29 protein-coding genes, 1 tRNA gene and 1 pseudogene are annotated in these 26108 nt (G+C 63.4%); 22 read left to right on the plus strand and 9 right to left on the minus strand.

Going from position 1 to position 26108, the window contains the following annotated elements:
* The 9 genes from C2I19_RS20605 to C2I19_RS20645 form a co-directional block, all read left to right on the plus strand.
* The coding region (locus C2I19_RS20605; RefSeq protein WP_103904454.1) for an IS1595 family transposase at nucleotides 1–733 on the plus strand (733 nt) is incomplete at its 5' end.
* 13 nt (nucleotides 734–746) lie between these two features.
* Nucleotides 747–1262, plus strand: a complete 516-nt coding sequence (locus C2I19_RS20610) for a hypothetical protein (RefSeq protein WP_103904455.1) — start codon at nucleotides 747–749, stop codon at nucleotides 1260–1262.
* Between the two features lie 101 nt (nucleotides 1263–1363).
* On the plus strand, nucleotides 1364–1621 hold the full coding sequence (locus C2I19_RS20615) for a tautomerase family protein (protein ID WP_103904456.1): 258 nt from the start codon (nucleotides 1364–1366) through the stop codon (nucleotides 1619–1621).
* A 24-nt stretch (nucleotides 1622–1645) separates the two neighbouring features.
* Nucleotides 1646–2389, plus strand: coding sequence for an alpha/beta fold hydrolase (locus C2I19_RS20620; RefSeq protein ID WP_103904457.1), 744 nt, complete (start codon nucleotides 1646–1648; stop codon nucleotides 2387–2389).
* A 14-nt stretch (nucleotides 2390–2403) separates the two neighbouring features.
* Nucleotides 2404–2937 carry a GNAT family N-acetyltransferase gene (locus C2I19_RS20625; RefSeq protein WP_103904458.1) on the plus strand — a complete coding sequence of 178 codons (534 nt, stop codon included), beginning with the start codon at nucleotides 2404–2406 and terminating at the stop codon, nucleotides 2935–2937.
* A gap of 61 nt (nucleotides 2938–2998) precedes the next feature.
* Complete coding sequence (locus C2I19_RS20630) at nucleotides 2999–3793, plus strand: substrate-binding periplasmic protein (protein WP_158253790.1); 795 nt, start codon at nucleotides 2999–3001, stop codon at nucleotides 3791–3793.
* A gap of 82 nt (nucleotides 3794–3875) precedes the next feature.
* Complete coding sequence (locus C2I19_RS20635) at nucleotides 3876–4298, plus strand: GNAT family N-acetyltransferase (protein WP_103904460.1); 423 nt, start codon at nucleotides 3876–3878, stop codon at nucleotides 4296–4298.
* Complete coding sequence (locus C2I19_RS20640) at nucleotides 4291–4866, plus strand: GrpB family protein (protein WP_103904461.1); 576 nt, start codon at nucleotides 4291–4293, stop codon at nucleotides 4864–4866. Before C2I19_RS20635 ends, C2I19_RS20640 begins: the two co-directional genes overlap by 8 nt.
* Before the next feature lie 109 nt (nucleotides 4867–4975).
* Nucleotides 4976–5548: a type 1 glutamine amidotransferase family protein gene (locus C2I19_RS20645; RefSeq protein ID WP_103904462.1), complete on the plus strand. Its 573-nt coding sequence runs from the start codon at nucleotides 4976–4978 to the stop codon at nucleotides 5546–5548.
* Here C2I19_RS20645 and C2I19_RS20650 read toward each other — a convergent pair.
* Genes C2I19_RS20650 through C2I19_RS20660 form a run of 3 tightly spaced genes read right to left on the minus strand, consistent with a single transcriptional unit; the run spans nucleotide 5545 to nucleotide 7253 of the window.
* The gene (locus C2I19_RS20650) at nucleotides 5545–6234 is read right to left on the minus strand and encodes a helix-turn-helix transcriptional regulator (protein ID WP_103904463.1); all 690 of its coding nucleotides are present in this window, start codon (nucleotides 6232–6234) and stop codon (nucleotides 5545–5547) included. The two genes, C2I19_RS20645 and C2I19_RS20650, sit on opposite strands and share 4 nt — an antisense overlap.
* Before the next feature lie 3 nt (nucleotides 6235–6237).
* The gene (gene map, locus C2I19_RS20655) at nucleotides 6238–7029 is read right to left on the minus strand and encodes a type I methionyl aminopeptidase (protein WP_103904464.1); all 792 of its coding nucleotides are present in this window, start codon (nucleotides 7027–7029) and stop codon (nucleotides 6238–6240) included.
* Nucleotides 7026–7253 carry a ParD-like family protein gene (locus tag C2I19_RS20660; RefSeq protein WP_103904465.1) on the minus strand — a complete coding sequence of 76 codons (228 nt, stop codon included), beginning with the start codon at nucleotides 7251–7253 and terminating at the stop codon, nucleotides 7026–7028. The genes map and C2I19_RS20660 overlap by 4 nt, the downstream gene beginning before the upstream one ends.
* Before the next feature lie 197 nt (nucleotides 7254–7450).
* On the opposite strand from C2I19_RS20660, the gene C2I19_RS20665 reads away from it, so the two are divergent.
* From C2I19_RS20665 to C2I19_RS22180, 3 genes are read left to right on the plus strand one after another with little or no spacing between them, the layout of a single operon-like run.
* Nucleotides 7451–9088, plus strand: coding sequence for an ABC-F family ATP-binding cassette domain-containing protein (locus tag C2I19_RS20665; protein WP_199181315.1), 1638 nt, complete (start codon nucleotides 7451–7453; stop codon nucleotides 9086–9088).
* Between the two features lie 38 nt (nucleotides 9089–9126).
* On the plus strand, nucleotides 9127–9723 hold the full coding sequence (locus C2I19_RS20670; protein WP_103904466.1) for a LexA family protein: 597 nt from the start codon (nucleotides 9127–9129) through the stop codon (nucleotides 9721–9723).
* 16 nt (nucleotides 9724–9739) lie between these two features.
* Nucleotides 9740–9886, plus strand: a complete 147-nt coding sequence (locus C2I19_RS22180; RefSeq protein ID WP_158253791.1) for a hypothetical protein — start codon at nucleotides 9740–9742, stop codon at nucleotides 9884–9886.
* 334 nt (nucleotides 9887–10220) lie between these two features.
* Here the strand turns inward: C2I19_RS22180 and C2I19_RS20675 are convergent, their stop codons facing one another.
* Nucleotides 10221–11756: a mechanosensitive ion channel family protein gene (locus C2I19_RS20675; RefSeq protein WP_103904467.1), complete on the minus strand. Its 1536-nt coding sequence runs from the start codon at nucleotides 11754–11756 to the stop codon at nucleotides 10221–10223.
* A gap of 204 nt (nucleotides 11757–11960) precedes the next feature.
* A complete protein-coding gene (locus tag C2I19_RS20680; protein WP_103904468.1) occupies nucleotides 11961–12908 on the minus strand; it encodes a tRNA dihydrouridine synthase in 948 nt (315 codons plus the stop codon).
* 69 nt (nucleotides 12909–12977) lie between these two features.
* Here C2I19_RS20680 and C2I19_RS20685 point away from each other — a divergent pair, with 69 nt between their 5' ends.
* From C2I19_RS20685 to C2I19_RS20725, 9 genes and pseudogenes are all read left to right on the plus strand, one after another.
* A complete protein-coding gene (locus tag C2I19_RS20685; protein ID WP_103904469.1) occupies nucleotides 12978–13433 on the plus strand; it encodes a GNAT family N-acetyltransferase in 456 nt (151 codons plus the stop codon).
* A 57-nt stretch (nucleotides 13434–13490) separates the two neighbouring features.
* Nucleotides 13491–13706, plus strand: a complete 216-nt coding sequence (locus C2I19_RS20690) for a DUF1653 domain-containing protein (protein ID WP_103904470.1) — start codon at nucleotides 13491–13493, stop codon at nucleotides 13704–13706.
* Between the two features lie 5 nt (nucleotides 13707–13711).
* Nucleotides 13712–14656 carry a histone deacetylase family protein gene (locus C2I19_RS20695; protein WP_103904471.1) on the plus strand — a complete coding sequence of 315 codons (945 nt, stop codon included), beginning with the start codon at nucleotides 13712–13714 and terminating at the stop codon, nucleotides 14654–14656.
* On the plus strand, nucleotides 14656–15189 hold the full coding sequence (gene msrA / locus C2I19_RS20700) for a peptide-methionine (S)-S-oxide reductase MsrA (protein ID WP_103904472.1): 534 nt from the start codon (nucleotides 14656–14658) through the stop codon (nucleotides 15187–15189). Before C2I19_RS20695 ends, msrA begins: the two co-directional genes overlap by 1 nt.
* 79 nt (nucleotides 15190–15268) lie before the next feature.
* Nucleotides 15269–17536, plus strand: a complete 2268-nt coding sequence (locus C2I19_RS20705; protein WP_103904473.1) for an ATP-binding protein — start codon at nucleotides 15269–15271, stop codon at nucleotides 17534–17536.
* Nucleotides 17536–18204, plus strand: coding sequence for a response regulator transcription factor (locus C2I19_RS20710; RefSeq protein WP_103904474.1), 669 nt, complete (start codon nucleotides 17536–17538; stop codon nucleotides 18202–18204). Before C2I19_RS20705 ends, C2I19_RS20710 begins: the two co-directional genes overlap by 1 nt.
* Before the next feature lie 9 nt (nucleotides 18205–18213).
* Nucleotides 18214–19089 carry an NAD kinase gene (locus C2I19_RS20715; protein WP_103904475.1) on the plus strand — a complete coding sequence of 292 codons (876 nt, stop codon included), beginning with the start codon at nucleotides 18214–18216 and terminating at the stop codon, nucleotides 19087–19089.
* A 19-nt stretch (nucleotides 19090–19108) separates the two neighbouring features.
* On the plus strand, nucleotides 19109–20773 hold the full coding sequence (gene recN / locus C2I19_RS20720) for a DNA repair protein RecN (protein ID WP_103904476.1): 1665 nt from the start codon (nucleotides 19109–19111) through the stop codon (nucleotides 20771–20773).
* A gap of 219 nt (nucleotides 20774–20992) precedes the next feature.
* A pseudogene (locus C2I19_RS20725) lies at nucleotides 20993–21930 on the plus strand (IS5 family transposase).
* A 168-nt stretch (nucleotides 21931–22098) separates the two neighbouring features.
* On the opposite strand, the gene C2I19_RS20730 reads toward C2I19_RS20725, so the two are convergent.
* Nucleotides 22099–22188, minus strand: a tRNA-Ser gene (locus C2I19_RS20730).
* Nucleotides 22189–22477: 289 nt separating this feature from the next.
* On the opposite strand from C2I19_RS20730, the gene C2I19_RS20735 reads away from it, so the two are divergent.
* Nucleotides 22478–23740 carry a DEAD/DEAH box helicase gene (locus C2I19_RS20735; protein WP_199181316.1) on the plus strand — a complete coding sequence of 421 codons (1263 nt, stop codon included), beginning with the start codon at nucleotides 22478–22480 and terminating at the stop codon, nucleotides 23738–23740.
* Between the two features lie 127 nt (nucleotides 23741–23867).
* Here C2I19_RS20735 and C2I19_RS20740 read toward each other — a convergent pair whose 3' ends face one another.
* From C2I19_RS20740 to C2I19_RS20750, 3 genes are all read right to left on the minus strand, one after another.
* Entirely contained in the window at nucleotides 23868–24374 is a 507-nt protein-coding gene (locus C2I19_RS20740; RefSeq protein WP_103904477.1) for a hypothetical protein, read from the minus strand.
* 226 nt (nucleotides 24375–24600) lie between these two features.
* The gene (locus C2I19_RS20745; RefSeq protein ID WP_103904478.1) at nucleotides 24601–25152 is read right to left on the minus strand and encodes a neutral zinc metallopeptidase; all 552 of its coding nucleotides are present in this window, start codon (nucleotides 25150–25152) and stop codon (nucleotides 24601–24603) included.
* Between the two features lie 222 nt (nucleotides 25153–25374).
* On the minus strand, nucleotides 25375–26097 hold the full coding sequence (locus C2I19_RS20750) for an SDR family oxidoreductase (RefSeq protein WP_103904479.1): 723 nt from the start codon (nucleotides 26095–26097) through the stop codon (nucleotides 25375–25377).
* Nucleotides 26098–26108: the final 11 nt, after the last annotated feature.

Here is a 26108-nt window from a genome sequence, read left to right on the forward strand (position 1 = left end):
CAATGCCTTGTCGGGCAGTCCATTGGCCAAATTGCGCAAGGCCGATCGCTGGCTGAGCTATGCCCAAGCGCTGCAGGATGGCTTGACCGTGCGGGCAGCGGCGCGCGCATGCGGCATTAGCAAGAACACGGCTTTCTTGTGGCGCCATCGCTTCTTGCATCGCGCATCAGACCACCTGGCGACGCAGGCCCGGGGGATCGTCGAAGTGGATGAGACCTTCATCCTGGAATCATTCAAAGGGCAGCGACACCTCCCACGCGTGTCGCGCCAGCGGGATGGCGTTGGCCAAACCCGGGGAGCCGGACCGGATCAGATTCCCATCATGGTGGTGCGGGACCGAGAGGGGCATACGGCGGACTTCAAGTTGAAGAGGCTCAATGGCGCTCATGTGGCAGCGGCTTTAGCCCCCTTGGTGGATAGCGATGCCATCCTGTGTTCGGACGGCGCCGCCGTGTACTCGACCTTTGCCAAGCAACATGGCATCACCCATCAAGTCGTGCATGCCAAGGCGGGACAGCGGGTACGCGAGGGGGCGTTCCATATCCAGCATGTGAATGCCTACCATAGCCGCTTGAAGGTTTGGATGGCGCGATTCCACGGGGTTGCCACCAAATACCTTGAGCACTATTTGGGATGGCGACGGATGCTGGAGCGCTATCAGCAAACCATTCAGCCTTGCCACTGCTTGCAGGAGGCGGTGGGGCGTCCCTTGCAACACATTATTGGGACATAGCCTTATAAAAGCCATGCTGCTAGTCCCTGCCGATTTCTACCCTCCCCGCCAAGTCTGTTTCGCAGATTTCCAATTGGATGTGCTGGGGCCTGACCATGCCCAGGCGGACCACCAGGCCGTGCAGGCCAACGCAGACGCCATCCGCCATGTATTCGGCCCGGACAATCATTGGCCGCCCGCCGACATTGGCTTTAAGGAAAATCTGGCTGATCTGCAGCGTCATTTTGATGAGTTCGAGCAAGGCGTGGCTTTCGCCTACTGCCTGCTATCGCCGGACAAGCAGGGCTATCTGGGCTGCTTGTATATCAAGCCCATCAAATCTCGGCAGGAAAACGACTGGCGCAAACTGCGTTTTCAGGCTCAAGCGTTTTTATGGCTCAGCGCCGGAGACAAGCCCTTGCCCGCGGATCAAGCCGTGACGACAGTACAAAACTGGCTGGCCCAAGACTGGCCTTTTGCCGCTGTCGCCTGGCCAGGCCGGGAGATGAGCTGGGATGCGTGGCTCGCCACCGAACCCATCACGCCTTGAGCCGTTAACAAAAGATCTTTCCATCCGCATTGAAAGAAACAACTACGCCGCACTGGATCAACCGGTCGGTCCCGCGGTCCATCTGGCTGGCGTCAATAAGGATGGCTCCATTGAGTATTTCTACGCTATCGATTTACACCCAAAGGACTGAAGCCATGCCCTACATCAACGTGCAAATCACCGCCGGCGCGACGCGTGAACAAAAAGCCGCGCTGGTGAAAGACATCGCCGACTCGCTGGTTCGTCATTTAGGCAAAAAACCGGAGCACACGCATATCGTGATCCAGGAGATCGCCGTGGAGAACTGGGACTATGCCGGACAGCTGACAGACGACTGGCAGCGCCAGCACTCCACCTGAACCGCCCAAACCAAGGAGCGCGCCATGCGGCTTCACCATCGCCATATAGCCGGCGCAGCGGACCTGCCCTGCCTTGTATTCCTGCACGAGGGGCTAGGTTGCGACGCGATGTGGAAGGACTTTCCTGACCAGCTATGCCGGGCGACGGCCTCGCCCGGCCTGGTCTACGACCGGCAGGGCTACGGCAAGTCCGACCCGCTCTCCCGCCCGCGCGCCATCCACTACCTGCACGAATACGCGCTGGTCGAGCTGCCTCTGTTGCTGCAATCCCTGCTGCCCGATCGCGACTACATCCTGGTCGGCCACTCCGATGGCGGCAGCATCGCGCTGCTGCATGCGGCGGAGCAGCCCGCACGCCTCAAAGGCGTCATTGCAGTCGCCGCCCACGTCTTCGTCGAAGACCTCACCCTGGCGGGAATACGCCAGGCGCGGGACGCCTGGCATGCCGGCAAGCTGGCCGGATTGGCCCGTCATCATGGCGACAAGACTGAGGCGCTGTTCCATGCCTGGGCCGATACCTGGCTCAGCCCCGGTTTCGCCCACTGGAACATCGAATACGCATTGCCGTCGATAAGCTCCCCGCTGCTGGCCATGCAAGGCGCGGGCGATCAATACGGCAGCGCGGCGCAATTGGACGCCATCGCCGGCCAGTCCCGCCGCGGCCGGCAGGCGCTGCTGCCGGATTGCGGCCATAGCCCGCACCTGGAATCGCCGCAAGCCGCGCTGGCGGCAATGGCTGACTTCATCCTCAACCTGGCCGCCGCCTAAACGAAAGACCACGCATGCTATTCACCGAGATGCCCATACTCGACCATCCCCAGGCTCTCCTGCGCCCGCTGCGGCTGGATGACATCCAGGCCTGGCATGACTACCTGACGCAGGAGCGGGTCTATCAGCACACCAGCTGGAACGTGAAATCGCCGGATGATCTGGAGCACTACGCCTGGCAGTCAGAACCGTTCACCGACAGCAGCGCGCTGCGTTTCGCCATCGCCGACAAGGATAGCGACCGCCTGCTCGGCACCGCCGGCTTCCACACTGTCGCGCCAGTCAACGCCAGCGCCGAGTTGGCGTATGACCTGTCGCCCGCCGCCTGGGGCCGCGGCATCGCCATGGCCGCCTGCGCCAGCCTGCGGCGATGGGGGCACGGCCATATCGGCCTCGCCCGCATCCAGGCCACAGTGCTGCCAGCCAACCAGCGCTCCATCCGCGTGCTGGAGCGCTGCGGCTTCGAACGGGAAGGCCTGCTGCGCAGCTACCGCAAGGTGCGCGGCTCATCGCGGGATTTCTGGATGTACAGCCATGTCGCGGGCTGACCGCGCCGGTTCTAGCGGCACGCGCTATATTGACAATCATTCACTATCTGCCGGACATGCCATGCGTCCGTTTCCGCCAGGCTGGCGCAAAGCGGCGCTGTGCCTCGCCCTGCTGAGCCTGAGCGCGCTGGCCAGAGCGTCCCTGCCGACCACCGTCAAGATTTGCGAGGGCGAGGAAGAATGGCCGCCCTTCACCTACTTCAGCCGCGTCAACGGCAAAGCGGGGACGGAGGTCACTGGCTTCTCGGTCGACTTCGTCAAGCTTCTGCTGGCGAAGAAAGGCATCGCGGCGACAATAGACATGATCCCGTGGAAACGCTGCCAACAGGAAGTGGCCGATGGCCGCTACGACATGCTGCTCAATGCCACAGAAAATGAAGAACGCGAGCGGCTGTACTGGGTTAGCGACGCCTATTACCAGCTGACCGGCATCGCCTTCTACGCCAGCAGCCGCACGCCGCCGCGGCTGGACAAACTGGAAGATCTGCGCCGCTACAAGATATGCGGCATTCGCGGCTACACCTACGACAATTACGGGCTGTCCGTGGGACAGGTGGACCAAGGCTCTGCCAATGTCGCCATGGCCATGGGCAAGCTGCTGCTGGATCGCTGCGACTTATTTCTCAACAATCGCGAAATCATGGCTGGCATGCACGCCATAGGCGCGGAGGACTATCTGCGCGATCCGCACTTCGCCTACCTCAAGGTGCCGGGCCTGCATCCCCCGCGCTTCCACATGATGATCAGCCGCAAACCGCCCTACGCCCTGGAGCTGAAAACGCTGATCGACAAGGGCATACGCGACATGGAGAAAAGCGGCGTGGCCGAGCGCTTGCGAAAGCGCTATCTCGAATAGCCCGGCCAATTGCATGCAGGCAGATTCATGATGAAAACGTGCTAGGCTGCCGGCTTAGACCGCAACGCCAAGGGAAATCCGCATGATCAAACTCGCCGTCCAAGACGTGGAAATCGAACGCTGCTTCGCCGTGATGCGCCAATTAAGGCCGCACCTGCAAGCCGAAACCTTCGTCGCCACCGTGCGCGAGATGATGGGCCAAGGCTTCCAACTGGCCTTTCTGCAAGACAGCGACGCCATCGCCTGCGTGGCAGGCTTCCGCATCCAGCATTCGCTAGTCGCCGGCAAGAATTTATACGTGGACGACCTCGCCACCGACGAAGCCCAGCGCTCCTCCGGGCACGGCGCCGCCATGATGGCCTGGCTGCGCCAGCTGGCCAAAGACGCAGGCTGCAACGAGATCCACCTGGACTCAGGCGTGCAGCGCCACCGCGCCCATCGCTTCTACCTGAACCGTAACATGGACATCGTCGCCCATCATTTTTCGGAACGGCTCAATGATTGAAATCGTTCCGCACCAAGTCAGTTGGGCGGCCGAGTTTGAAATTGTCGCGGCTAGATTGCGCGCCGCGATGGGCGAGCAGGCGCTGCGCATAGACCACATCGGTTCCACTGCGGTGCGGGGCTTGGCCGCCAAGGATGTCATCGACGTGCAACTCACGGTGGCGGAATTGAGCGAAGACATGGCCGGTTTGCTAAGCGCGGCCGGCTTCCCGCGCAAGCCGTTCAACCGAGACCATCTGCCGCCGGGATGCGACGATGCCCCGCGGCAATGGGAGAAATTTTTCTTCCGCGAGCCGGCAGGCCAGCGCCGAACCCATATCCACGTGCGCCGCGCCGGCGGCGCCAATCAGCGCTACGCCCTGCTGTTCCGCGACTATCTGCGGAGCCATCCGGGCATGGCGGACGCCTACGGCGAGCTGAAACGGCGGCTGGCGGCCCATCTGGCCGACCCGAACAGCTACCCGGACGTCAAAGATCCAGCAGTGGACCTGATCTATCTGGCGGCGGAACAGTGGGCGGCGCAAACCGGCTGGCGGCTGGACCGCTGCCCGGCAACGGCCCCAGCCTGACAGCCCCGTGACATCAACACTGCTGACACAAGCTGACAGCGCCGCGGCTTAACCTTGCGAAGCGCCGGGACGCATCCCGGCGCTTCGACCATGAACAGCAAGGAAACCCATGAAACGCGCCGTCACCATCATCACCGAGAATTTTTCCGACTGGGAAACCGCCCTGATCAACTCGTCGCTGCGCGTCTATTACGGCTGCGACGTGCGCTTCGCCGCGCCAGGCGGCAAACCCGTCACATCGTCCGGCGGACTAATGGTAACGCCGCACCTGGCGCTGGAGGACATTCAGCTGGACGGACTGGACCTGCTGATTGTCTGCGGCGGCGCCATCTGGCGAACAGCGCAGGCGCCTGACTTGGACCAATTGCTTGCGGCAGCCCGCGAAAAGGGCGTCGTCGTCGCCGGCATCTGCGACGGCACCCGTCCGCTGGCGCAGGCCGGCCTGCTGAACGACCCGCGCCACACCTCAAACGCGGCGGACAATCTGTCTCTGCCGGGCTATGCCGGCGAGGCGCGCTACCAGGACGTGCCGCACGCCATCGGCGACCGCGGCGTGATCACCGCCCCCGGCACCGCCCCGGTCAGCTTCATGGCGCGGATACTGGCGGCGCTCGGCATGGGCGGCGCCGATCTGGACGCCTACTTGGCGCAGCATGCCGCGGAACACGGCAAGCCGGCTTAAACCGGAGCGGCGATGCCCAGCCGCTGCCGCCACTCCTTGAGCAGCGCCTGGCGGCGGCGCGGGTAGCGCTCGTCCACGCCCTCGCACAGCAAGATTCGGTCGCAGCGGAAATGGCGAAAATCCTGCCGCAGCTCGCACCAGGCGGCCAGCACCTGCACCTTCTCGAAAAAGCCCAGCGCGAACGGCCATACCACGCGCCGGCTGTCGCCGCCGTTGACATCCCGATAAGACAAGACCAGCTTGCGCTGCTGGCGGATGGCGTCGCGCAGCGCGGCCATGTCCACGGCGATGCCCGGCGACTCGGCCGGCCCCACCAGCAACGTCTCGTCCTCCAGCCGGCGCCGCAGATCATCCGGCAGCACCGCGGCCACCTTGGCCAGCGCGTTGCCGGCGGCGTCCGCCAGGCGCGGATCGGCCCGCTTCTCCACCCAGCGCATGCCCAACACCAGCGCCTCGATCTCTTCCTCGGAAAACATCAAGGGCGGCAACATGAAACCCGGCCGCAGCAAGTAGCCCATTCCCGGCTCGCCGGCGATGTCCGCGCCCTGCAGCTGCAGGCTGGCTATATCGCGGTAGACGGTGCGCACGCTGACGTCCAGCTCGTCGGCCAGCGTCTGCGCCGTCACCGGCAGCCGATATCGGCGCAGCAGCTGCAACAAGTCAAGCAGGCGTTCGGAACGCGCCATGGCTCAGCCTATCGCCGGGTAGCCGTGCAAACCATCCGGCCACGGCGTCAGCACTTCGTAGCCATTCTCAGTGACAGTCACCATGTGCTCCCACTGCGCGGACCACGAGCCATCCTGCGTCACCACCGTCCAGCCGTCGCCCAGCTGTCGGGTGGCGGCCTTGCCGGCATTGATCATGGGCTCGATGGTGAACACCATGCCCGGCTTCAGCTTCAAGCCTATTCCAGGGCGGCCGTAATGCAGCACCTCCGGCTCCTCGTGATAGACCCGGCCTATGCCGTGGCCGCAGTATTCGCGCACCACGCTGAAACCCGCCCCTTCCGTGATGGTCTGGATCGCGTGACCGACGTCGCCCAATGAAGCGCCGGGCCGCACGGCTCGGATGCCGGCTACAGTCGCGTCGTAGCAAGTTTCCACCAGCCGCCTCGCCTCCGGCGACGGCTCGCCGACGAAGAACATCCGGCTGCTGTCGCCATGCCAGCCGTTCTTGATCACCGCCACGTCGATATTGATGATGTCGCCTTCATTCAGGATATGATTGGGCGACGGAATGCCGTGGCACACCACCTGATTGACCGAGGCGCAAATGGTCTTGGGATAACCGTAATAACCGACATTGGCCGGCTTGGCCTTCTGCACCTTGACGATGTGCTCATGGCAGCGCGCATCCAGCTCTTCCGTGCTGACGCCGGGCTTCACATGCTCGCCTATCATGGCCAGCAACTCCGCCACCAGCTTGCCCGCCTCGCGCGCCTTGGCCACTTCGGCCGGAGACTTGATCACCACCCGGCTCATCGCGTCTCCTCCGTCGCTTGACGCTGCAGATCGAGTCCCGCGCCCTCCTGGCTGGCGCGCAGCAACAGCTGGCAGATGTCGTTGTAACGCAGTTCCGGATGCAGCTCGGCCAGCATGCCTATGCGCAGCCAGTGCTCGGCCTGGGAGTTGATGGAACGGCTCAGCGCCTCGCTGGCGGTGCGCAGATTGTCATGCATCTGCTCGGAAATCTTGACGATGCCCACGGCTCGCCTCCAATAAACGTTTAATATATAAAACGTATATTAATAACTCGGACTCGGCATTGCAACCCTCGGACATTTTGACTAAAATCTCGCCATCCCCTCAGGAGCCCTCCTCCCATGCGCAATTGATGCCGCCGTGCCGCGCACGGCCTTGAATGTCCTTCGGACCCCAAGCCATGCCTACATGGAGCATCCGCATGCCCTTGCTACAGATACAACAGCTGCAATATGCGCTGCCGGACGGCACCCAGCCTTTTCCGGCACTCAGCCATACCTTCCCTTTTCATCGCGCCGGCCTGGTCGGGCGCAACGGCTGCGGAAAATCGCTGCTGGGCCAACTAATGGCCGGCCAGCTCGCCGCGCACGCCGGCCGCGTGATCCGCGAAGGCCATATTCATCACCTGCCGCAGGAATTCAAACCTGACACCCATCCCACGACCGCCCATCTAGCAGGCGTTGCGGACGCGCTAGCGGCGCTGCGCCGCATCAGTTGCGGTTCGCTGGATGAACGCGACTACCAGCTGGCGCAGGATCATTGGGACTGCGAGGCCAAACTGCGGCAATTGCTAGCTGACGCCGGCCTGAGCGGCCTGGATGCGGATACCCCCAGTGATCGCCTCAGCGGCGGCGAACGCCAGCGCATCGCCCTGCTGGCCGCGCTGCGCTCCAACGCCGACTGGCTGATCCTGGATGAGCCAAGCAATCACCTGGACCTGACGAGGCGGGTGCAATTGCGCGACAGCCTCAAAAATTGGTCCAGCGGCCTGGTGCTGATCAGCCACGATGCCTTTCTGCTGGAAATAATGGATGACATAGCCGAGCTCTCGCCTCAAGGCTTGCGCAGCTACGGATGCGGCTACGCCGCCTATCTGATCGAGCGGGAGCGGATGCGGAGTCTGGCCCAGTCTCAACTGCAGGCGCAGCGCCACGCCGGCAAACAGCTCCAGCGGCAACAGCGACAGGAGCGCGAGCGCCAGCAAAAACGCGCCAGCCACGGAGAGCGCCAGGCGGATCAGGGCAACCAGAGCAAGCTGATCACCGACGCGCAAAAAGACCGCAGCCAGCAAAGCCAGGGGAAAATGCTGCTGCGCCAGCAACAGGCAAGAGAAACACAACGAGCCAGACTGCTCGATGCGCAAGCGCGGATGGACGACGCTACGCCGCCCTTGCTCAGGACGCCGGGCTGCGAGTTGCCCGCCTCCAAGCTGGCGCTGGAATTGGAGGCGGTACGACTGCCCCATGGCGCCGATGCGGCCGTCGATTTACGGTTGGCCGGCCCCGAACGCTTGGCCATCATCGGCGCCAACGGCAGCGGCAAATCGACTCTGCTACGTGTGATCGCAGGCCAGTTGTCTCCCATTGCCGGCCGCCTGCGCCGCCACGTCGCCATAGGCTGGCTGGACCAGCACGCGGGACGCGCCCAGCCGCGGCTCTCGCCCTGTCAATGGCTGCAAACCCTCAACTCCGAGCAGAGCGAGGCCGAAGCCCGCGCCCGCCTGGCTCAGCTCGGCCTGGACCCGGAACAGGCCGGCAGGCCCAGCGCGGAGCTCAGCGGCGGCGAGGCCATGCGCGTGGCGCTGGCCGCGCAGCTTTACGCGAACCCGGCGCCGCAACTGCTCTTGCTGGACGAGCCAGACAATCACCTGGACCGTCACAGCCGCGAAGCCCTACTGGCGATGCTGGCGCAATATCAAGGCGCCTTGCTGATGGTATCCCACGACATCGACTTCCTGGCCCGGCTGCAGCCGGATCGTTGCTTGTGGCTGAAAACCGACAGCCCGCACGCCTGGTCTGACGGGGTTCCGCAGGAACTGCTCGCGGCTGGCTCGCGGTAATTCTTGCAATTGCATTTGAAATTGTACAGAATCAAATCATGGATACCGACCAAACCAAGCAGCATGGCGGCAAACGCACCGGCGCCGGCCGCAAATCCGCCTTCGGCGGCGACAAAACCGTCGCCCTGCGCGTGCCCGAGCCGCTCCAACCCATTCTGCAGCAATGGCTGGACGACTATCGCAGCTGGCGCACAGCCAACAGCGCGCAGGCTTTCGATTTCCGCACGCTGGGCGCCCAGCTGAGCGAGCTATCGCTGCCGCTGTTCGCCGGCAGCGTGCCGGCGGGTTCGCCGGTGGCCGCGGATGACTTGAAAGAAGCCGACATAGACCTGAACACGCATCTGGTCAGCCGCCCCGGCGACACCTTCATGGTCAAGGTCAAGGGCGACTCCATGCAGGGCGCCGGCATACATGATGGCGATATGCTGCTGGTGGAGCGCAGCCGCGAGCCGCGCAACGGCAAGGTGGTGGTGGCCGCGCTGAACGGCGAGTTGACGGTGAAGCGGCTGGAGCGCGGCCCCTCCGGCGTGCGCCTGCTGCCGGAAAACCCGGCCTACCAGCCGATAGAAGTGCCGGAAGACGCATCGTTTCATATCTGGGGCGTGGTGACCAATGTCATCCATAAAGTGGACTAGCGCGAAGGAGACTGCGATGGGAATGCTCAACGACAGCATCAAGATGAAATTCAACGACTGGAAACGCTTGCCGCGACCCTATCGCGCCATGATAGCCGGCAAGCCCCAAGTGCTGGTCAGCCGCACCGGCCGCGACTACTTCATGCCCGTGCAATTCGTCTGATGCGCCAGACGCATCCGCTGCTCGCCGCGCGCCTGCCCATGGACTTCCCATTACCGACAGGCCATGGCAGGCATGAAGCTGGCTGCGGGCGGCTCATGCCGGATAAAGATTCGCGCGCGCAACGTTCGCGCCACGCCTTGGACCTCGGCGAAACGACAACCAACCACAGGCCAGGCCCTGCTATGGAAGACGGCGTCCCTCCATCCCCTGTTCCGCCGCCAACGCCGACAATCAGAACGATCAAGCAGCACTTGATGGATTCAAATCATGACTATCGCGCGCTGCCTTTGATCTGAATGGAAACCCGACGGGACGCCCTCTATTCCCCGCGCGCCTAATGCTTGTTCAGCCCAAAGAAATTGCGGATGCGCTCCACCAGCTCGCCTCGATGAGGCGCATCTCCGCCGCTATCCAGCAGCTCCTCGGGTATTTTGCCGCGCCGCTCCTGCAAGCGTTCCACCAAGATGGACGAAATCGTTTCCGCCAGTTCCTTGCGCGACACCAAGATGGCCTGAAACGCGTCCTTGTCCAACCGCAGGCACTCCACATTCGAGCGCGCGATCACCGTGCCGCTGCGCGACTCTCCGGTCATCAAACCCATTTCACCAAAGAAACTCCCCTCCTTCAGCACGTCCACCAGGCGGCGCCGGCCGTCCGGCAATGTCACCCACACCTCCACCTCGCCGGACAGCATGATGTACAGCCAGTGCGCCACCGCACCCTGGTGCATGATGATGTCACCCGTGACGAAGGGCGTGAATTTCAGCCTGTCGGCCAGCACCGACATCTCCTCATCGTTCAGGCTGGACAGCAACTCCACCTTGCGCAAAGCCTGCACCCGCTCCTCCAGGTGCCGCTTCATCCGCGCTTCTATGTACTTCTCGTTTTCCTTAATCGTGAGCACGTTATAGTAAGGCGAAGCCATGCGCAGATTATGGCGGCGCAAGGCCGCATCGATATGCATGCGCACCACGGCATCGGTATAGTCGTCCGCCGCCAGGTCGGTTAGCCAGTAACGCACCGCATAGCGGCTGAAACCATTCTCGAAACCCATCAGAATGCAATTGGGCGCGGGCTCATGCGCGACGCCAGGCAGCTGCGCCTCACGCAGCGAATGCTCCACCACGCCGATGATCTGCGTCGGCAAGGTCTCCCAATTGATGTTGAACCACACCCAGCGCCGCCACTGCCGGGGCTGCCCATGCCGCTTGCCTAGAATGGCGAAGTGGTTTTTCATCAACACGCTATTGGGTATCACCACCGTTTCCCAGTTGCGCGTCTCCAGCGTAGTGGCGCGCCAATTGATTTCCACCACCCGGCCTATCAGCTCTCCGGATTTGATCCAGTCGCCAATGCCGACTGAATTGTCGAACTGCAATGACAAACCCGCCAAAATATTGCCCAGCGTGTCCTGCATGGAAAACGCGATCACCGCCGTGACGACGGCCGACGTGGCGACGAGATTGCTCAAATCCACCCCGGCCAGCCGCAGCAGCACCAGACCCCAGCCGAAATAGCCGACGGCGACGACAATGTCCTCGAGAATGCGCGGCGGGTGCAGCCGCAACACCGGCATCAGCAGCCGGCACAGCAACATGGCCCAGACACGGATCAAGGCCAGTCCCATCGCCACCGCGGCGATCTGGCTAAACACTTGCCATTCTTCCCCGGCGGAGCGGTTGAAATTGATCAGGAGCAGGCAGGCCACGGCGATGGCCATCGAACGGGCCGCGCGCTTGCGGCAATCATGGCGCAGCAGATACAACACGGCCGTGAGCAACAGGGTAGCCGCCACCAGCAAGGTCAAGGAGCCGTGCCAGGCGATGGTTGTCAGGCTTTGCAGCCAAGCGGCCGGGGGGAGGGATGCCATGCTTTTTCCGCCATGCTTTGCTTTTATTGATAGCTCATGGCGCCGGACAAAAAAAATCCCTCCCGTTTAAGGGAGGGTGCAAGGTATCGGGGAAGTGTAAGTTCCGCAGCCTGCTGGCCGGCGGAAAATACAACGCTGCGCTTATACCAAAGCGCGACGCCATTTGATGTTAACAATAGAACCCGACTGGCGAAATGAGTATATCTACTTACCCAATTGTGCAATCAGAATATCCTGAATTTTTTCAGCCTCTTGCTCGCGGCGAACCTGCTCGAACAACTCCGCCGCCTCCGGCCAGCTGCGCTTGAGCAGGCCCAGCCATTGCTTGAGCCGCGCCGCCGGGTAACGGTTCTCGTTCGACTTCAGCCAGCATTGGCGGAAGAAGTCCTCCACCCACGGCAGCATCTCCGCCCACGACATGGGCTCGGCCGGCCCGCCGGCGACTATGCGCGCCGCCAGGTCCGGGCACGCCACCAGGCCGCGGCCTATCATGACGGTTTCGCAGCCGCTTTCGGTGCGGACCGCCTGATAATCCGCCAGCGTCCACACTTCGCCGTTGGCAGTGACAGGAATAGACACCGCCTCGCGGATACGCGCGATCCAATCCCAATGCGCCGGCGGCTTGTAACCCTCCACCTTGGTCCGCCCATGCACGGCCAACTCGTTCGCGCCGGCATCGGCGATAGCCTGCGCGCACTCCAGCGCCCGGCTCTTATCCTCATAGCCCAGCCGCATCTTGGCCGTAACCGGAATGCCCGCCGGCACGGCGCGGCGCACCGCCGACACGATCTCGCCCAACAGCTCAGGCTCGTTCAACAGCACCGCGCCGCCGCGGTGGCGATTGACAGTCGGCGCGGGACAACCGAAATTCAGGTCTATGCCCGGCGCGCCCAGGCTGGCGGCCTTGGCGCCGTTTTCAGCCAGGCAGGCCGCATCGGAGCCCAGCAGCTGCACCCGCACCGGCACGCCGGCTCGGGTCTTGCCGCCATTGGCCAGCTCCGGCGCCAAGCGCATGAAGGTGCGGGTGGGCAGCAATGCCGAAGTCACGCGAACGAATTCCGTGACGCACAAATCGATGCCGCCGACGCGGGTCAACACGTCGCGCATCACATCATCAACCAGCCCCTCCATCGGGGCGAGCACCAGCTTCATGGTCCAACCTGCCGCGCAAAAGGGCATTATTGTAACGCAGCGACGACCCATGCAACGCGGAGATTGCCGATGACGCAGCAGATTGTCCAAGCCACACCGGAGTCAGTCGACGACTGGCTGCCGCTCTTCTCCGCCTATCTTGATTTCTATCAGGTAGCGCAAAGCCGCGAACATTGCCGAGACTACCTGCGGCAGAGGCTGAGCCAGCGGCAAGCTCTGGTCTTCGTGGCGGGAGACGCGGATGGCCCCAATGGCTTCGTCCTGCTCTATCCAGGCTACTCCTCGCTGTCCTTGCAACCATGCTGGATTCTGAATGATCTGTTCGTCTCGCCCAAAGCGCGCGGCCGCGGCGTTGCCGGCCAATTGATCGAGCGCGCCCAGCGGCACATGCGGGAACTGGGCGGCGGGGAGCTGATGCTGCAAACCGCGCACGATAATCTGACCGCGCAACGGCTTTATGAAAGCCTGGGTTTCGCGCTGGATCGGGAGTTCCGGGTCTATTACTGGAACAGCGAGCGTTCTTGACGCTGCCCGGCGGCTGCGGCATGCTCGGCCGCCCATTCCCTCACACAGGAGACCGGCATGCCCGCTCCCGGCATTTATCAACACTTCCGCAACCGCCAGCTCTACCAGGTGCTGGGCATCGCCAAGCACTCGGAATCGCACGAGCCCATGGTCATGTACCGCGCGCTCTACGGCGAGTATCTGGTCTGGGTCCGCCCTGAAGCGATGTTCGACGAAACCGTGGAGCACGAAGGTCAAACCGTGCCGCGCTTCACGCTGATCAAAGCGCTCTGAGCGCGATGCGCATTTACCGCAGCGACCAGTTTCCCCTGCCCCTGCCGGCCGGCCACCGCTTCCCGGCCGAAAAATACCGCCTGCTCGCCGAGCGCGTCGCCAGCTATGCCGCGCTCTGGATGGAGACCGCGCCGGCAGCTACGGCAAACGAGCTGGCGCTGGCCCATGCGCCGGATTACGTCGCCGCCGTACTGAACGGCACGCTCGATGGCCGCCGGCAGCGCGAGATTGGCCTGCCCTGGTCGCCGGAGCTGGCTCAACGCAGCCTGCGCTCGGTCGGCGCCACCATCGCCGCCAGCCGCGCCGCGCTGCTGGAAGGCTGCGGCGTCAACCTGGCGGGCGGCACCCATCATGCCATCAGAGACCGCGGCAGCGGTTTTTGCGTATTCAACGACATCGCCGTCGCCTCCGCGCTAATGCTGAGCGAAGCGCGGGCCCGCCGCATCCTGGTGGTGGATCTCGACGTGCATCAGGGTAACGGCACCGCCGCCCTAACCCGCGGTGACTCGCGCATTTACACCTTCTCCATGCACGGCGAACGCAACTTCCCGTTCCGCCGCGAAGCCGGCACCCTGGATATAGACCTGCCGGACGGCACGGGCGACGACCTTTATCTGCAAACGCTGAGCGACGCGCTCCCGCGCGTGTTTGAAGCCGCCAAGCTGGACCTCGTGTTCTACCTGGCTGGCGCGGACCCCTATCAAGGAGACCGGCTGGGCCGCCTGGGCCTATCCCGCCAAGGACTCGCCGAACGCGACGCCATGGTGCTGCAAGCCTGCCTGCGTCAGGACACGGCCCTGGTCGTCGCCATGGCCGGCGGCTACGCCGTGCCGATAGAAGATACCGTGACAATCCAGGCGGAAACCGTCAGACTGGCCTGCATCGCCTACGGCGACGAAGAACTGCGTCGCGCGGCGTCCCAAACCCTGCAAAGTCAAAGGAAGGAATAATGGAGAACGCGATTTTGGGCGGCGGCTGCTTCTGGTGCCTGGAGGCCGCTTTCTCGCCGCTGCGAGGCGTGCGCCGCGTCGTATCCGGCTATTGCGGCGGCGAATCCGCCCATCCGTCCTACCAGCAAGTCTGCGGCGGACGCAGCGGCCACGTGGAAGTGGTGTCCATCGAATATGACCCGGACGCCATAGACTACGCCACCCTGCTGCAGGTATTTTTCGCCGTGCATGATCCCACCACGCTGAACCGCCAGGGCCATGACGTCGGCTCCCAGTACGCCTCGGCCATTTTCTGCCAAAACAACAGCCAACGCGCCATCGCCGAGCAAACTCTAAGCCAGTTGCGGCAAGAGCAGGTCTTCGCCGACCCCATCGTCACCAGATTGGAAGACGCCGCGCCTTTCTACCCGGCGGAAGACTATCACCAGAACTACTATGCGCAGAACCAGCAGCAGAACTATTGCCAGCTGGTCATTTCGCCCAAGCTGAGCAAGATTCGGCAAAAATTCGCCCACCTGCTGCAAAACAACTAGGCGCAAACCGGGGCTGGGCCGGTATAATGGCGCGCGCCGCGGCCAGCCCGCCCCGTACCCATCCAACAAAGCCCGAAGCATGTCAGACGTTGAAGTGCCCCGCCCCGCCCCGCTCCGCGCGCCTTCCTCCCATCTGCAATTGCTGCGCGACGCCTCCTGGCGCAGCAAATGCCTGAGCGCGCTGTGTTGGCTACTGGCTTTTGGCATATTGTTCGGGCACGCGCTGCAACAGGACATCCGCCAGCAAGAGCAGGAATTCGCCGATACCGCCAAGCAGCTGCTGCAAAACGCTAACCGCGCCATAGAGGGCAGCCGGCGTTTGCAGCAGGACGTGGCCGATATCGTGGACGCCGGCCAGCCGGACCGCCAGGCGCGCATACACGCGCTGGCGCTGGTGGCGGCGCAGGGCCACCCGCAACTGTACTTCATCGGTTATCAGCCGCTGGTCGGACAAGCGGAACGGCCCGGCTTCGAGCGGCAGCAGTCGCGCGCGCTGGGCAAACCCTACCGCATACTCGACTACCTGCACGGCAGGCGCAACGACTGGCGCGACCCGGCAGCCTGGCGTCCCGCAGCCCAACGCACGCGCTACCTGCCGCTCAGCATGGCGGAGCCCGGCCTCGCGTCCCCGGACTGGCATGAAATGGGTCTGGACTTGCTGGACGACACTGTGCTGGGCCCATCATTCAATCAAGCCCTGGGACATCTACAGGCGATATCACCCACGCTGGAACTGCGCGATGACGAGCCGGGCGTAGCCATGCTGCGCACCGTTTACCGTGCGGCGCCGCCATCGCCGGTGCCCATGGTGCGCATCGAACAAGCCGCCGGCGTCATTTTGCAAGTCCTCTACCTGAAGCCACTCCTCGCTCTGACGCCCGCCCAATCCCAACGCTACACGCTTCGCCTGCAACGGCGCGACGGCGAAGCCCAGTCGCTGCCAATGGCCAACCAGGTCCCGGCCGATGGTCCGGCATCCTGGCTGCCCAAGCTCAATCGGCAAGAGCGCCTGCCCGGCCTGCCCTACGACATGCAGCTCAGCCGCCAGCTGCGCTTCGAACGCGCCGCCGCCGGCGAAGCCGCCCTTTGCGCGCTGTTCGCCCTGCTGCCCGCCTACCTGCTATGGCTGGTTTTGTCGCTGATGGAGCATAATCGCCGCGCCCGCGAACGCGTACAGGACGACATCTACCGCGAACGCGAATACGCCAGCGTCGCCCTTCGCGGCATTGGCGACGCCGTGATCAGCATAGACACCCAACACATCATTCAGTACTTGAACCCGGCGGCTGAGGCGTTGCTGGGGCTGCCCGCCTCGCAAGCGCTGCAGCGCAGGCTGCAGCAGGTGGCGCCGCTGCATTACGAGTTTTCGCGCCAGTCGGTGCGGGATCCAGTGGAACAAGCCATCGCCACGCAGCAGGTCGTGCACCTGGCGCAAAATTGCTACCTGAAGCGGCGCAGCGGCGAAAAGCTGCTGGTAGAAGGATCAGTATCCCCGCTGCTCGGCCGCAGCGGCCAATTGATAGGCAGCGTGCTGACCTTCCGCGACACCGCCCCCATACGCCGCCGCATGCTGGCCGCGCTGGAGGCCAGCGAAACCCGGCTGCGCCAGCACGAGATGGAGCTGGCGCGCGTCGCTCGCATCAACACCATGGGCGAGATGGCCTCTGGCATCGCCCATGAGATCAACCAGCCCCTATCCGCCATCATGAGCTACTGCCAGGCCGCGCTCAGTCTGCTCGACGACGACGAAATCGACATGGCCATGCTGCGCCGCGCGCTGACGTCATCGGTCAACCAGGCCGACCGCGCCGGCCGCATCATCCACCGGCTGCGCGAGTTCGTCACTCGCAAAAATCATCAGCTGGTGCCGGTGCAGCTGAATCAGGCCGCGCACAACGCGCTGTCGCTGCTGGACTACGAGCTGCACGATCACGACATCCATATCGAGCAAAACTTCGCACACGAGTTGCCGTTGGTATACGCTGACACTATCCAGCTGGAGCAAGTGGTGCTGAACCTGGCGCGCAATGCGGTGGAAGCCATGGAACAGACCCGCCCCTGGGGGAGGCTTAGCATCGCCACCCGCAAGCAGGGCGACAGGGTGCGGCTGATCATAGGCGACAATGGCTGCGGCATCCCCCCCGATAAGCTGGACCGGATCTTCGACCCGTTCTTCAGCACCAAACCGAACGGCATGGGCCTGGGCCTGGCCATCTGCCAGACCGCGGTCGAAGCCTTCGGCGGCAAGCTGAGCGCCGGCAACAAACCCGGCTCGGGCGCGGAGTTCATCATAGACCTGCCATGCGCCACCTGCGGCGTGGCGGCATCATCCGGAGCAGAAGCCTGATGCAAAACACCACCCCTACCGTCTTCATCGTCGACGACGATCCGGCCGTGCTGGACTCGCTCGCCATGCTGATCACCGCGCAGGGCATGCGCACCGTCACCTACCCCAATGCGATGGAATTCCTCGACGCCTATCACGGCAACCAGATCTGCTGCCTGGTGCTGGACATCCGCATGCCGCAGGTCACCGGCCTGGCGCTGCAGGAGCAGTTGGTCGAGCGCGACATCAACATTCCCATCGTGTTCATCACCGGACACGGCGACATCGAACAGTGCCGCCGCGCCTTCCAGACCGGCGCCATCGATTTCCTGACCAAGCCGATAGACCAGACGCGGCTGATCTCCAGCCTGCGCCGCGGCATCCGCATCAGCATCCAGCAGCACCAGAAGGAAGAAGAAACCCAGGAGGTCATGAGCCAGCTTTCCCGCATCAGCGGCCGCGAGCGCGAAGTGCTGGAGCTGGTGGCCGATGGCCTGTCCAGCAAGGAGATCGCGCGTGAGCTGGACCTGTCTCCGCGCACCATAGAAGTGCATCGCGCCAATCTGTTCAGCAAGCTCGGCGTAGACTCCCTGGCCGACCTGGTGCGTTTCTACCTGAAAGCGCTGGAAGCCACCGGCAAAAAGCGCAACGATGAGGTTTTTTTCAACGAACCGCCGCCAAACCAGTAAAATCGACGCATGCAAAGACTGTTCAAACACATCTGCCTGGTCGCCCGCCACAGCAAACCCGGCATCACGCCCTCGCTGCTGCAGTTGGCGGACCACCTCGCCGCCGTCGGCGCCACGGTGATGATAGACAAGGAAAGCATCCCCGCGGACGAGGCCGGCGATCACGCGCTGATCGATCGCAACGACATGGGCAAGCTGGCCGACTTATGCATCGTGCTGGGCGGCGATGGCACCATGCTGTCCATCGCCCGCCTGCTGGCCCCCTACCGCGTGCCGCTGGTCGGCATCAACCAGGGCCGGCTGGGCTTCATGACCGATATCCCGCTGCACGAGATGCTGGACTCGGTAGACGCCATCCTGCACGGCAAATTCGTGCCGGAAGACCGCATCCTGCTGCAGGCGGCGGTGATCCGCGAGGAAGCCGAAGTCGCCAGCGCGCTAGCCTTCAACGACGTGGTGTTCAGCCGCGGCGCGGTGGGCTCGATGATAGAATTCGAGGTTTTCATCGACAACCAGTTCGTCTACAGCCAACGCTCGGACGGCCTGATCGTCTCCACGCCCACCGGCTCCACCGCCTACTCGCTGGCCTCCGGCGGCCCCATCCTGCACCCCACGCTGCAGGCCATCGCCCTGGTGCCCATCTGCCCGCAGTCGCTGTCCAACCGGCCGATTGCCGTCAACGACTCCTGCGAGGTGGAATTCATGCTGACCCGCGGCCTGGACGCGCGCGTGCATTTCGACGGCCAGCTGCACTGCGACCTGATGGAAATGGACCGGGTGATGATACGCCGCTACCGCAACCCGCTGCGCATCCTGCATCCCGAAGGCTACAACTACTACGACATGCTGCGCCACAAGCTGCACTGGGGCGAGCGCCTGATCTAACCGGCACAGACCACACACCATGCTTCTCTCGCTGACCGTAAAAGACTTCGTCATCGTCGACCGCATCGCGCTGGATTTTTCCGACGGCTTCACCGTGCTGACCGGCGAAACCGGCGCCGGCAAATCCATCATGCTGGACGCGCTGAGCCTGCTGCTGGGCGATCGCGCCGAAGGCGCCCAGGTGCGCGAAGGCGCCGAGCGCGCCGAAATCACCGCGGAGTTCTCCATAGACCGCAGGCCGGAAGTGGCAGCCTGGCTCGCCGCGAACGAACTGTCCGGCGACGAAGGCGTGCTGCTGCTGCGCCGGCTGATAGACCGCGGCGGCCGCTCCAAAAGCTTCATCAACGGCCAGGCCTCCACGCTGGTCCAGCTCAAGCAGTTGGGCGAATTCCTGGTGGACATCCACGGCCAGCACGCCCACCAATCGCTGATGAAGAGCGAAACCCAGCGCCAACTGCTGGATGCCTACGCCGGCTCCGCCGCGTTGGCCCGCGACGTCAACAAGGCCTGGCAGGAATGGCAGGCCGCGCGCCAGGCCCGGCAAGACGCGGAACGGCTGTCGCGCGAATCCGAAGTGGAGCGCGAGCGCCTGACCTGGCAAATCGGCGAGCTATCCGAGCTAAACCTGCAGCCTGACGAATGGACCTCGCTGAGCCAAAGCCACACCCGGCTGGCCAACTCCGCCGAACTGGTGCAAAGCGCCCAGCAAGCCGTGGATACGCTGTCAGAAAACGACGACAGCTGCCTGTCCCAACTTGCCCACGTGCAAAATCGCCTGTCCAAGCTGTCCAACCTGGACCCGCGGCTGGCCGACACCCTATCGCTGCTGGACTCCGTCGAGGCCGAGCTGCGCGAAGTGGTGTACAGCCTGCGCGACTACGCCAGCGATATCGACCAGGATCCAAGCCAATTGGCGGAAATGGAGCGCCGGCTGGACCTGCTGATGAGCGCGGCCCGAAAATACCGCGTGCAGCCCGCCGACCTGTCCGGCAAGCTGGCCGACTGGCAGCAACAGCTGGCCGCGCTGGAAGCCAGCGTGGACGTGGAAGCCCTGAGCGTGGCTGAAGCCGCCAGCCTGGCGCGCTACCGCGCGCTGGCGGAGTCCTTGTCCGGCAAGCGCCGCCAGGCGGCCAGCGAGCTGTCCGAGCGCATCTCCGGCGAAATGCAGAAGCTGGCCATGGGCGGCGCGCGCTTCGCCATAGAGCTGTCCGCGCTGGCCGAACCCGGCGCCCACGGCCTGGAATCCATAGAATACCTGGTGGCCGCCAACGCCGGCACCAGCCTGCGACCGCTAGCCAAAGTCGCCTCCGGCGGCGAACTGTCCCGCATCAGCCTGGCCATGCAGGTGGTGATCAGCCAAGTGGCCAGCGTGCCCACCCTAATCTTCGACGAAGTGGACGTGGGCATAGGCGGCCGCGTGGCGGAAGTGATAGGCCACATGCTGCGAGACCTGGGCCAGCGCTACCAGGTGTTGTGCATCACCCACCTGCCCCAGGTGGCATCCTGCGGCAAACAGCATTGGCAAGTCAGCAAGCGCGAGCATAAAGGCCAGGTGCTCAGCCGCATCGCGCCGCTGGACGCAGAACAGCGCGTGCTGGAAATCGCCCGCATGCTGGGCGGCGCCGAACTGACGCAAACCACGCGCGAACACGCAGCGGAAATGCTGGCCGCCAACGCCGTCTGAATCCTCGCTGCGCCCAAGCCTGAAGCTGCGCCTCAACAAGAACAAGTTTATCAAGAATGGACTTGCAAATCTTCGCTGCAGAAGATGCCCATCCTTGAGGCGCCGATTCACGCTCCCGGCCAGCGCGGATGCAGGTCATCGATCACAAAAACATGCTCGTGCGCATCGTCATTCGGCTTTGTTGCATAACCCCGCCACCAGCTGCGGTATGCTAAGGCGATGAACACCGTAGCACCCCAGAACAAGAAGCCCAAGCAACGCTACACGACCACCAACTGGCATGACTACGACGCGGCTCTGACCGCACGCGGATCGCTCCTGGTTTGGCTCGACAAAGACATGCAGTGGCTGGCCGAACCTACCGGCAATAACGGCCGGCCAGCCAAATACACCGACGCGGCCATCCAGTTTGTCTGAGCATTAAATGCTTGTTCAATCTGCCATTGCGCCAGAGTCTGGGCATAGCGCAAAGCCTGCTGCAATTAGCGGAACTCGACTGGCCGTCGCCGGACCACTCCACCGCATGCCGTCGCCAGCGCACTTTGCAGGTCAAGATCGGCTATCGCCGCAACAACGGCCCGCTGCATCTGCTGGTTGACAGTACAGGCATCCTGTTTCTGGGCGAAGGCGAGTGGAAACGCAAAAAACATGGCGCCGAATATCGTCGGCAATGGCGCAAGGTACACCTCGGCATCGATGCCGAAACGCTGGAAATCCGGGCCATCGAGGTGACTGGCAATGGTGCGGGAGACGCGCCGATACTGCCGGAGTGGTTGATGCCGCTGCCGGCGGATGAACCCGTTGCCACGGCGACGCTGGATGGCGCGTATGACACCCAGGGCTGTTACGCAGCGCGACTTGAGCGGGGGATCCTGCCGGTGATTCCGCCGCGCAAGAACGCCAAGCCGTGGAAGTCGAGCATTGCCGACAGCGAAGTCCGCAACGCGGCGATTGCAGCGTGCAAACGCTTGGGGCGACGAATCTGGAAACGCTGGAGCGGCTATCACCGGCGCAGTCTGGTGGAAACGAAGATGCATGGTTTCAAGTGACTGGGGAGCCGAGTGATGGCGCTCACCTTTGATCGGCAGGTGGCGGAACTGCAAGTGCGCGCGGCGCTGTTGAACCGCTTTACCGCCCTTGGCAGACCGTGGCGGTAACGGCGATGGGCTAAATCCGTTTGGGGAAAGGGGAGCCTCGCCCTGTTCTGGATTTATGCAACAGCGCCCAGCCTTAAGGGAATCTGGGGTAGGAAAAACAAAACCGCCGAAACCCGCGCCAAATATAGCTTCAAGGCTAATTTGCGCTGATTAGGGCGGCTTGTGATTTGGCGGAAGCGGTGAGATTCGAACTCACGGTGGGCTCGCACCCACGACGGTTTTCAAGACCGTTGCATTAAACCGCTCTGCCACGCTTCCATCATGTGATGAGCGAGCGATTCTATCTGGAATCATGGGATTTGACTAGCCCCGCCCCCGCAATCCAAGCAAGCAGTCCGCCTCTCAGCGGTAATTGCATAGGGTTTCAACCGCTAAGTGGGACCTGCATCCCCAAATTTGTCAGCATAAAGCGGACGTGAAGCCATCCGACACAGACCAAACAGGACTCGCTAGACCGACACATTCGCCTTGACCTCCCAGCCATCGCAGCGGATACTGCTGCCGCCTCAGTCCGGCCCGACTCTCAATCCATACCCAGTTGTCATTTATGCCATTCATCTCTCTGGGCCTGTCGCCCCACCTGGCCCAGTCCGCCCTTGAACAAGGCTATACGCAAGCCACCGCCATCCAAACCGCCGCCATACCCTTAGTTCTGCAAGGAGGCGATGTGCTGGCCACCGCGCAAACCGGCTCCGGCAAGACGGCATCGTTCTGCTTGCCCTTGCTTCAGCAATGGCTGGACAGCCCGCGCGCCGTGCTGCGCCAACCGCACGCCCTTATTCTGCTGCCGACGCGCGAGCTGGCGGTCCAAGTGGGCTGTATTTTGCGCGAGCTGGCCGAAGGTCTGCCGCGCAAGCTGAAAGTGGCCGTAGTCTACGGCGGCGTGTCCATCAATCCGCAAATGATGGCCCTGCGCGGCGGCGCCGACATCGTGGCGGCTACGCCGGGACGGCTGTTGGACTTGCTTGAGCGCAATGCCCTGCGGCTGTCGTCGGTCAAGACCTTGGTGCTGGACGAAGCCGACCGCCTACTGGACCAAGGCTTCGCCGACGAACTGAGCAGCGTGCTGGAGCGCCTGCCGGCAGCGCGGCAAAACCTGCTGTTTTCCGCGACGTTTCCGGCCGAAGTGAGCGCGCTGGCCGAGAAAGTGCTGAATCAACCGCAGCGCATAGCCATAGCGCAAACCGCCGCCACCGCGCCGGACATCCGCCAACGCGCCATCGAGGTGGATGCCGGCCGGCGTACCCTGCTGCTGCGCCACTTGCTGCAGACGAATGACTGGGACCGGGCGCTGGTATTCGTCGCCAGCCGGCAGGCCGCCGACCGCGTGGCGGACAAGTTGCAGCGCAACGGCGTCTCCGCCGCCGCGCTGCATGGAGATTGCAGTCAAAGCCAGCGCGGCCAGGCCTTGGCCGATCTCAAATCCGGCCGCCTGCGGGTGCTGGTAGCCACCGACGTCGCAGCCCGCGGCATAGACATCGCCCGGCTGCCGCTGGTGGTGAACTACGATCTGCCGCGCTCGCCGGCGGATTACACCCACCGCATCGGCCGCACCGGCCGCGCCGGCGCCAGCGGCGAGGCCATCAGCTTCGTCAGCGCCGATTGCGCCGCGCATTTCAAATTGATTGAAAAACGCCAGCAGACGCGCGTGCCGCGCGAACGCATTCCAGGCTTCGAGCCAACGGAAACCGCAACGCCCTCGGCCTTGCCGGCCGACCCGGACGGCAACGGCGGGATCAAGGGCAAACGCAAGAGCAAGAAAGACAAGCTGCGCGAGGCGGCCGCCCTGCAACTGGCGCGTGAGGACTAAGACAAGCTTTCGACGGTTAGCCCCATCGCGCCAGCCAAGCTGCGCAATGCGCGATCGCCCTCACATTCAAACATCAAAGCCCAGAACAGAGGGCTTTGATGTTTTAAGCAGGCGGCATGCCAAGCCGTTAATGCGTTTTGCGCAGCGGTAGCGTTCGCCAGATTTGATCCGCCTTTTGCTCAGCGGCCGCCCTTTGCTGCGCAGTCAAAGCCTGGTAGTCCTTGGTTTTCAGAAACCAGTCGGCGCTGAGCGCGTCGCCGGCGCGGCGCGCCACCAAGTTCCAGGCCGCGGCATCCTGCGGCTGCTTGTCCAGCAGATAGCTCTCCGAGATCATGGCCGCGGCATGGGCATTGCCCTGCGCGTAGGCTTGCTGCAGCGCCTCCCTCGCCTGCTCGCGATAGCGAAAACCCGGCTCGTAGTCCGGCTCGCGCGGATGGCCATCCAATTGGAACAGATAACGCTCCGCCAGATGCGTCAAGGCCTGCGGATCGCCCCGCCGGGCCGCTTCGCGCAAGTCGGACAGCGACATCTTGTAATAGCGCACGTCTATCTGGTAACCCAGCTTGCGCAGCTGCTGTTTTCGCTCACGCTCCGCCTGCGTCTCCGGCGGCGGATCGCCTCCCTGCGCAGACAATGCCGAGGGATCCCCCCCGACCGCGAAACTGAATCCGCCGGAGGCGGACTGCTCCGCATCCCCCGCCTTGGCAGCCCTCACCCCGGCGCCCTGCGCGGGACTGGAGTGCGCCGACGCTCGCGTCGGCGCGCCTCCAGCCTCGGCCGAGCGCGCGGGCAACCATAACCACGCCGCGGCGGCCGCTGCTCCAGCGACCGCTACGAGCAACAAGGTTGCCCTCTTCATATCAGATCCGGTTCATGCAGGCGGAGAAACCATTGGCGTAGCCGTAGCGCGAGTAATAATCGCGCTGAGACGGCGTGCCGTGCTCCTGGTAATCCGCCGCGTCTCGCGCCGAAGCCACCGCGTTCTCAATGAAGCTCGGATAGCGCAAATTGGTTTCCGCATACTTGGCGAAAGTGCCGCCCACGCAATCAGCCTGCAGCTCCTGCATCGGCGCCTGGCGGTTGATATTGTAGGTGTACTGCACGGTATGGCCCCACTCGTGCGCCAGGATGAATTTGGCCACGTAATCGCCGTAGCTGCTTTCTTGTTGCTGCAGGAAGTCGGTACCCACGCTGATGGTGTACGGACCGCAAGCCATCGCGTTGGCTTGCGGCTCGCCGCAGGCATTCTGATCCAAGTAGACCGTCGGCCGCGAATAGCCCCCCAGGAAGCCGCGGATCTCTTTGGCGCTGGCCTGGATGTAGCTGTTGTTCACCGGCATGGCCAGCACGCCGACGGATTGGCCGGCCAGAACCGCGCCGAGCGCGAACAGATTGATTAGCTTGCTTGTCATGATCTCTTTCTCCTTTGTTGTGGTGCCACGGAGATTTGTTTATGCGATATGAGTAAACGGATTGGAAAGAACAAATCTTGCTAAGAAACTCAATCAATATGCATATTGAATAACAAGAATTTACCGATGCCTTATCGATGACTCGCCAGAAAAACAGTCTGCCCACAAACGAAAAAAGGACGGAGCCAAGCTCCGTCCTCCTCAAAATCGCCGACCGAGCGATCAGGCCTGCTGGCCGGTGGCCGCCAGCACGATCTCGCGTATGCAAACACGCTGCGGCTGGCTGTAGGCGTAAGCGATGGCGCTGGCCACATCGTCGGCCGCCAGCACGCCACCCATCTGCTGCTTCCATTCTTGATAGCCGGCCTTGATCGCCTCATCCGTGGTGTGGCCCAACAGCTCAGTCTCCACCGCGCCCGGCGCGATGGTGATCACGCGCACGCCCTGGCCGGCCACTTCCTCGCGCAGGTTTTCGGAAATCGCGTGCACGGCGAACTTGGTCCCGCAATACGCCACATGGCTAGGGAAAGTCTTGCGTCCGGCGATGGAGCTGATGTTGATGATGGTGCCGCGGCCTCGCGCCAGCATGCCGCCCAAAACGGCATGGATGCCGTTCAGCAGGCCCTTGACGTTGACGTCCAGCATGCGTTGCCACTCTTCCGGATCCTGATTCGCCATCGCGCCCAGCAGCATCACGCCGGCGTTGTTGACAATGGCGTCGGCCGGGCCGAACTTCGCCTCGGCTTCGGCCAGCGCTTGCCGCATGGCGGCGCCATCGGTGACATCCACCTTGCGGCACAAGGTGTCCGGCAGATCCAGCGCCTCCAGCTTGTCCACTCGGCGCGCCAGCAGCAGCAAGGGATGGCCGGCGGCGGCGAATTGCTTGGCCGTCGCGGCGCCTATGCCGGAGCTGGCGCCGGTGATCACGATCAGGGGCTTGGTCATGGATGTTCTCC

Source organism: Chromobacterium alticapitis (assembly GCF_002924365.1).
In the GTDB taxonomy this organism is placed as follows: domain Bacteria; phylum Pseudomonadota; class Gammaproteobacteria; order Burkholderiales; family Chromobacteriaceae; genus Chromobacterium; species Chromobacterium alticapitis.

What these genes read in the sequence shown, in the direction of transcription:
- C2I19_RS20610 (WP_103904455.1), top strand. Translation starts at nt 747, where the DNA reads ATGCTGCTAGTCCCTGCCGATTTCTACCCTCCCCGCCAAGTCTGTTTC.
- C2I19_RS20615 (WP_103904456.1), top strand. Translation starts at nt 1,364, where the DNA reads ATGGCTCCATTGAGTATTTCTACGCTATCGATTTACACCCAAAGGACT.
- C2I19_RS20620 (WP_103904457.1), top strand. Translation starts at nt 1,646, where the DNA reads ATGCGGCTTCACCATCGCCATATAGCCGGCGCAGCGGACCTGCCCTGC.
- C2I19_RS20625 (WP_103904458.1), top strand. Translation starts at nt 2,404, where the DNA reads ATGCTATTCACCGAGATGCCCATACTCGACCATCCCCAGGCTCTCCTG.
- C2I19_RS20630 (WP_158253790.1), top strand. Translation starts at nt 2,999, where the DNA reads ATGCGTCCGTTTCCGCCAGGCTGGCGCAAAGCGGCGCTGTGCCTCGCC.
- C2I19_RS20635 (WP_103904460.1), top strand. Translation starts at nt 3,876, where the DNA reads ATGATCAAACTCGCCGTCCAAGACGTGGAAATCGAACGCTGCTTCGCC.
- C2I19_RS20640 (WP_103904461.1), top strand. Translation starts at nt 4,291, where the DNA reads ATGATTGAAATCGTTCCGCACCAAGTCAGTTGGGCGGCCGAGTTTGAA.
- C2I19_RS20645 (WP_103904462.1), top strand. Translation starts at nt 4,976, where the DNA reads ATGAAACGCGCCGTCACCATCATCACCGAGAATTTTTCCGACTGGGAA.
- C2I19_RS20650 (WP_103904463.1), bottom strand. Translation starts at nt 6,234, where the DNA reads ATGGCGCGTTCCGAACGCCTGCTTGACTTGTTGCAGCTGCTGCGCCGA.
- map (WP_103904464.1), bottom strand. Translation starts at nt 7,029, where the DNA reads ATGAGCCGGGTGGTGATCAAGTCTCCGGCCGAAGTGGCCAAGGCGCGC.
- C2I19_RS20665 (WP_199181315.1), top strand. Translation starts at nt 7,451, where the DNA reads ATGCCCTTGCTACAGATACAACAGCTGCAATATGCGCTGCCGGACGGC.
- C2I19_RS20670 (WP_103904466.1), top strand. Translation starts at nt 9,127, where the DNA reads ATGGATACCGACCAAACCAAGCAGCATGGCGGCAAACGCACCGGCGCC.
- C2I19_RS22180 (WP_158253791.1), top strand. Translation starts at nt 9,740, where the DNA reads ATGGGAATGCTCAACGACAGCATCAAGATGAAATTCAACGACTGGAAA.
- C2I19_RS20675 (WP_103904467.1), bottom strand. Translation starts at nt 11,756, where the DNA reads ATGGCATCCCTCCCCCCGGCCGCTTGGCTGCAAAGCCTGACAACCATC.
- C2I19_RS20680 (WP_103904468.1), bottom strand. Translation starts at nt 12,908, where the DNA reads ATGAAGCTGGTGCTCGCCCCGATGGAGGGGCTGGTTGATGATGTGATG.
- C2I19_RS20685 (WP_103904469.1), top strand. Translation starts at nt 12,978, where the DNA reads ATGACGCAGCAGATTGTCCAAGCCACACCGGAGTCAGTCGACGACTGG.
- C2I19_RS20690 (WP_103904470.1), top strand. Translation starts at nt 13,491, where the DNA reads ATGCCCGCTCCCGGCATTTATCAACACTTCCGCAACCGCCAGCTCTAC.
- C2I19_RS20695 (WP_103904471.1), top strand. Translation starts at nt 13,712, where the DNA reads ATGCGCATTTACCGCAGCGACCAGTTTCCCCTGCCCCTGCCGGCCGGC.
- msrA (WP_103904472.1), top strand. Translation starts at nt 14,656, where the DNA reads ATGGAGAACGCGATTTTGGGCGGCGGCTGCTTCTGGTGCCTGGAGGCC.
- C2I19_RS20705 (WP_103904473.1), top strand. Translation starts at nt 15,269, where the DNA reads ATGTCAGACGTTGAAGTGCCCCGCCCCGCCCCGCTCCGCGCGCCTTCC.
- C2I19_RS20710 (WP_103904474.1), top strand. Translation starts at nt 17,536, where the DNA reads ATGCAAAACACCACCCCTACCGTCTTCATCGTCGACGACGATCCGGCC.
- C2I19_RS20715 (WP_103904475.1), top strand. Translation starts at nt 18,214, where the DNA reads ATGCAAAGACTGTTCAAACACATCTGCCTGGTCGCCCGCCACAGCAAA.
- recN (WP_103904476.1), top strand. Translation starts at nt 19,109, where the DNA reads ATGCTTCTCTCGCTGACCGTAAAAGACTTCGTCATCGTCGACCGCATC.
- C2I19_RS20735 (WP_199181316.1), top strand. Translation starts at nt 22,478, where the DNA reads ATGCCATTCATCTCTCTGGGCCTGTCGCCCCACCTGGCCCAGTCCGCC.
- C2I19_RS20745 (WP_103904478.1), bottom strand. Translation starts at nt 25,152, where the DNA reads ATGACAAGCAAGCTAATCAATCTGTTCGCGCTCGGCGCGGTTCTGGCC.
- C2I19_RS20750 (WP_103904479.1), bottom strand. Translation starts at nt 26,097, where the DNA reads ATGACCAAGCCCCTGATCGTGATCACCGGCGCCAGCTCCGGCATAGGC.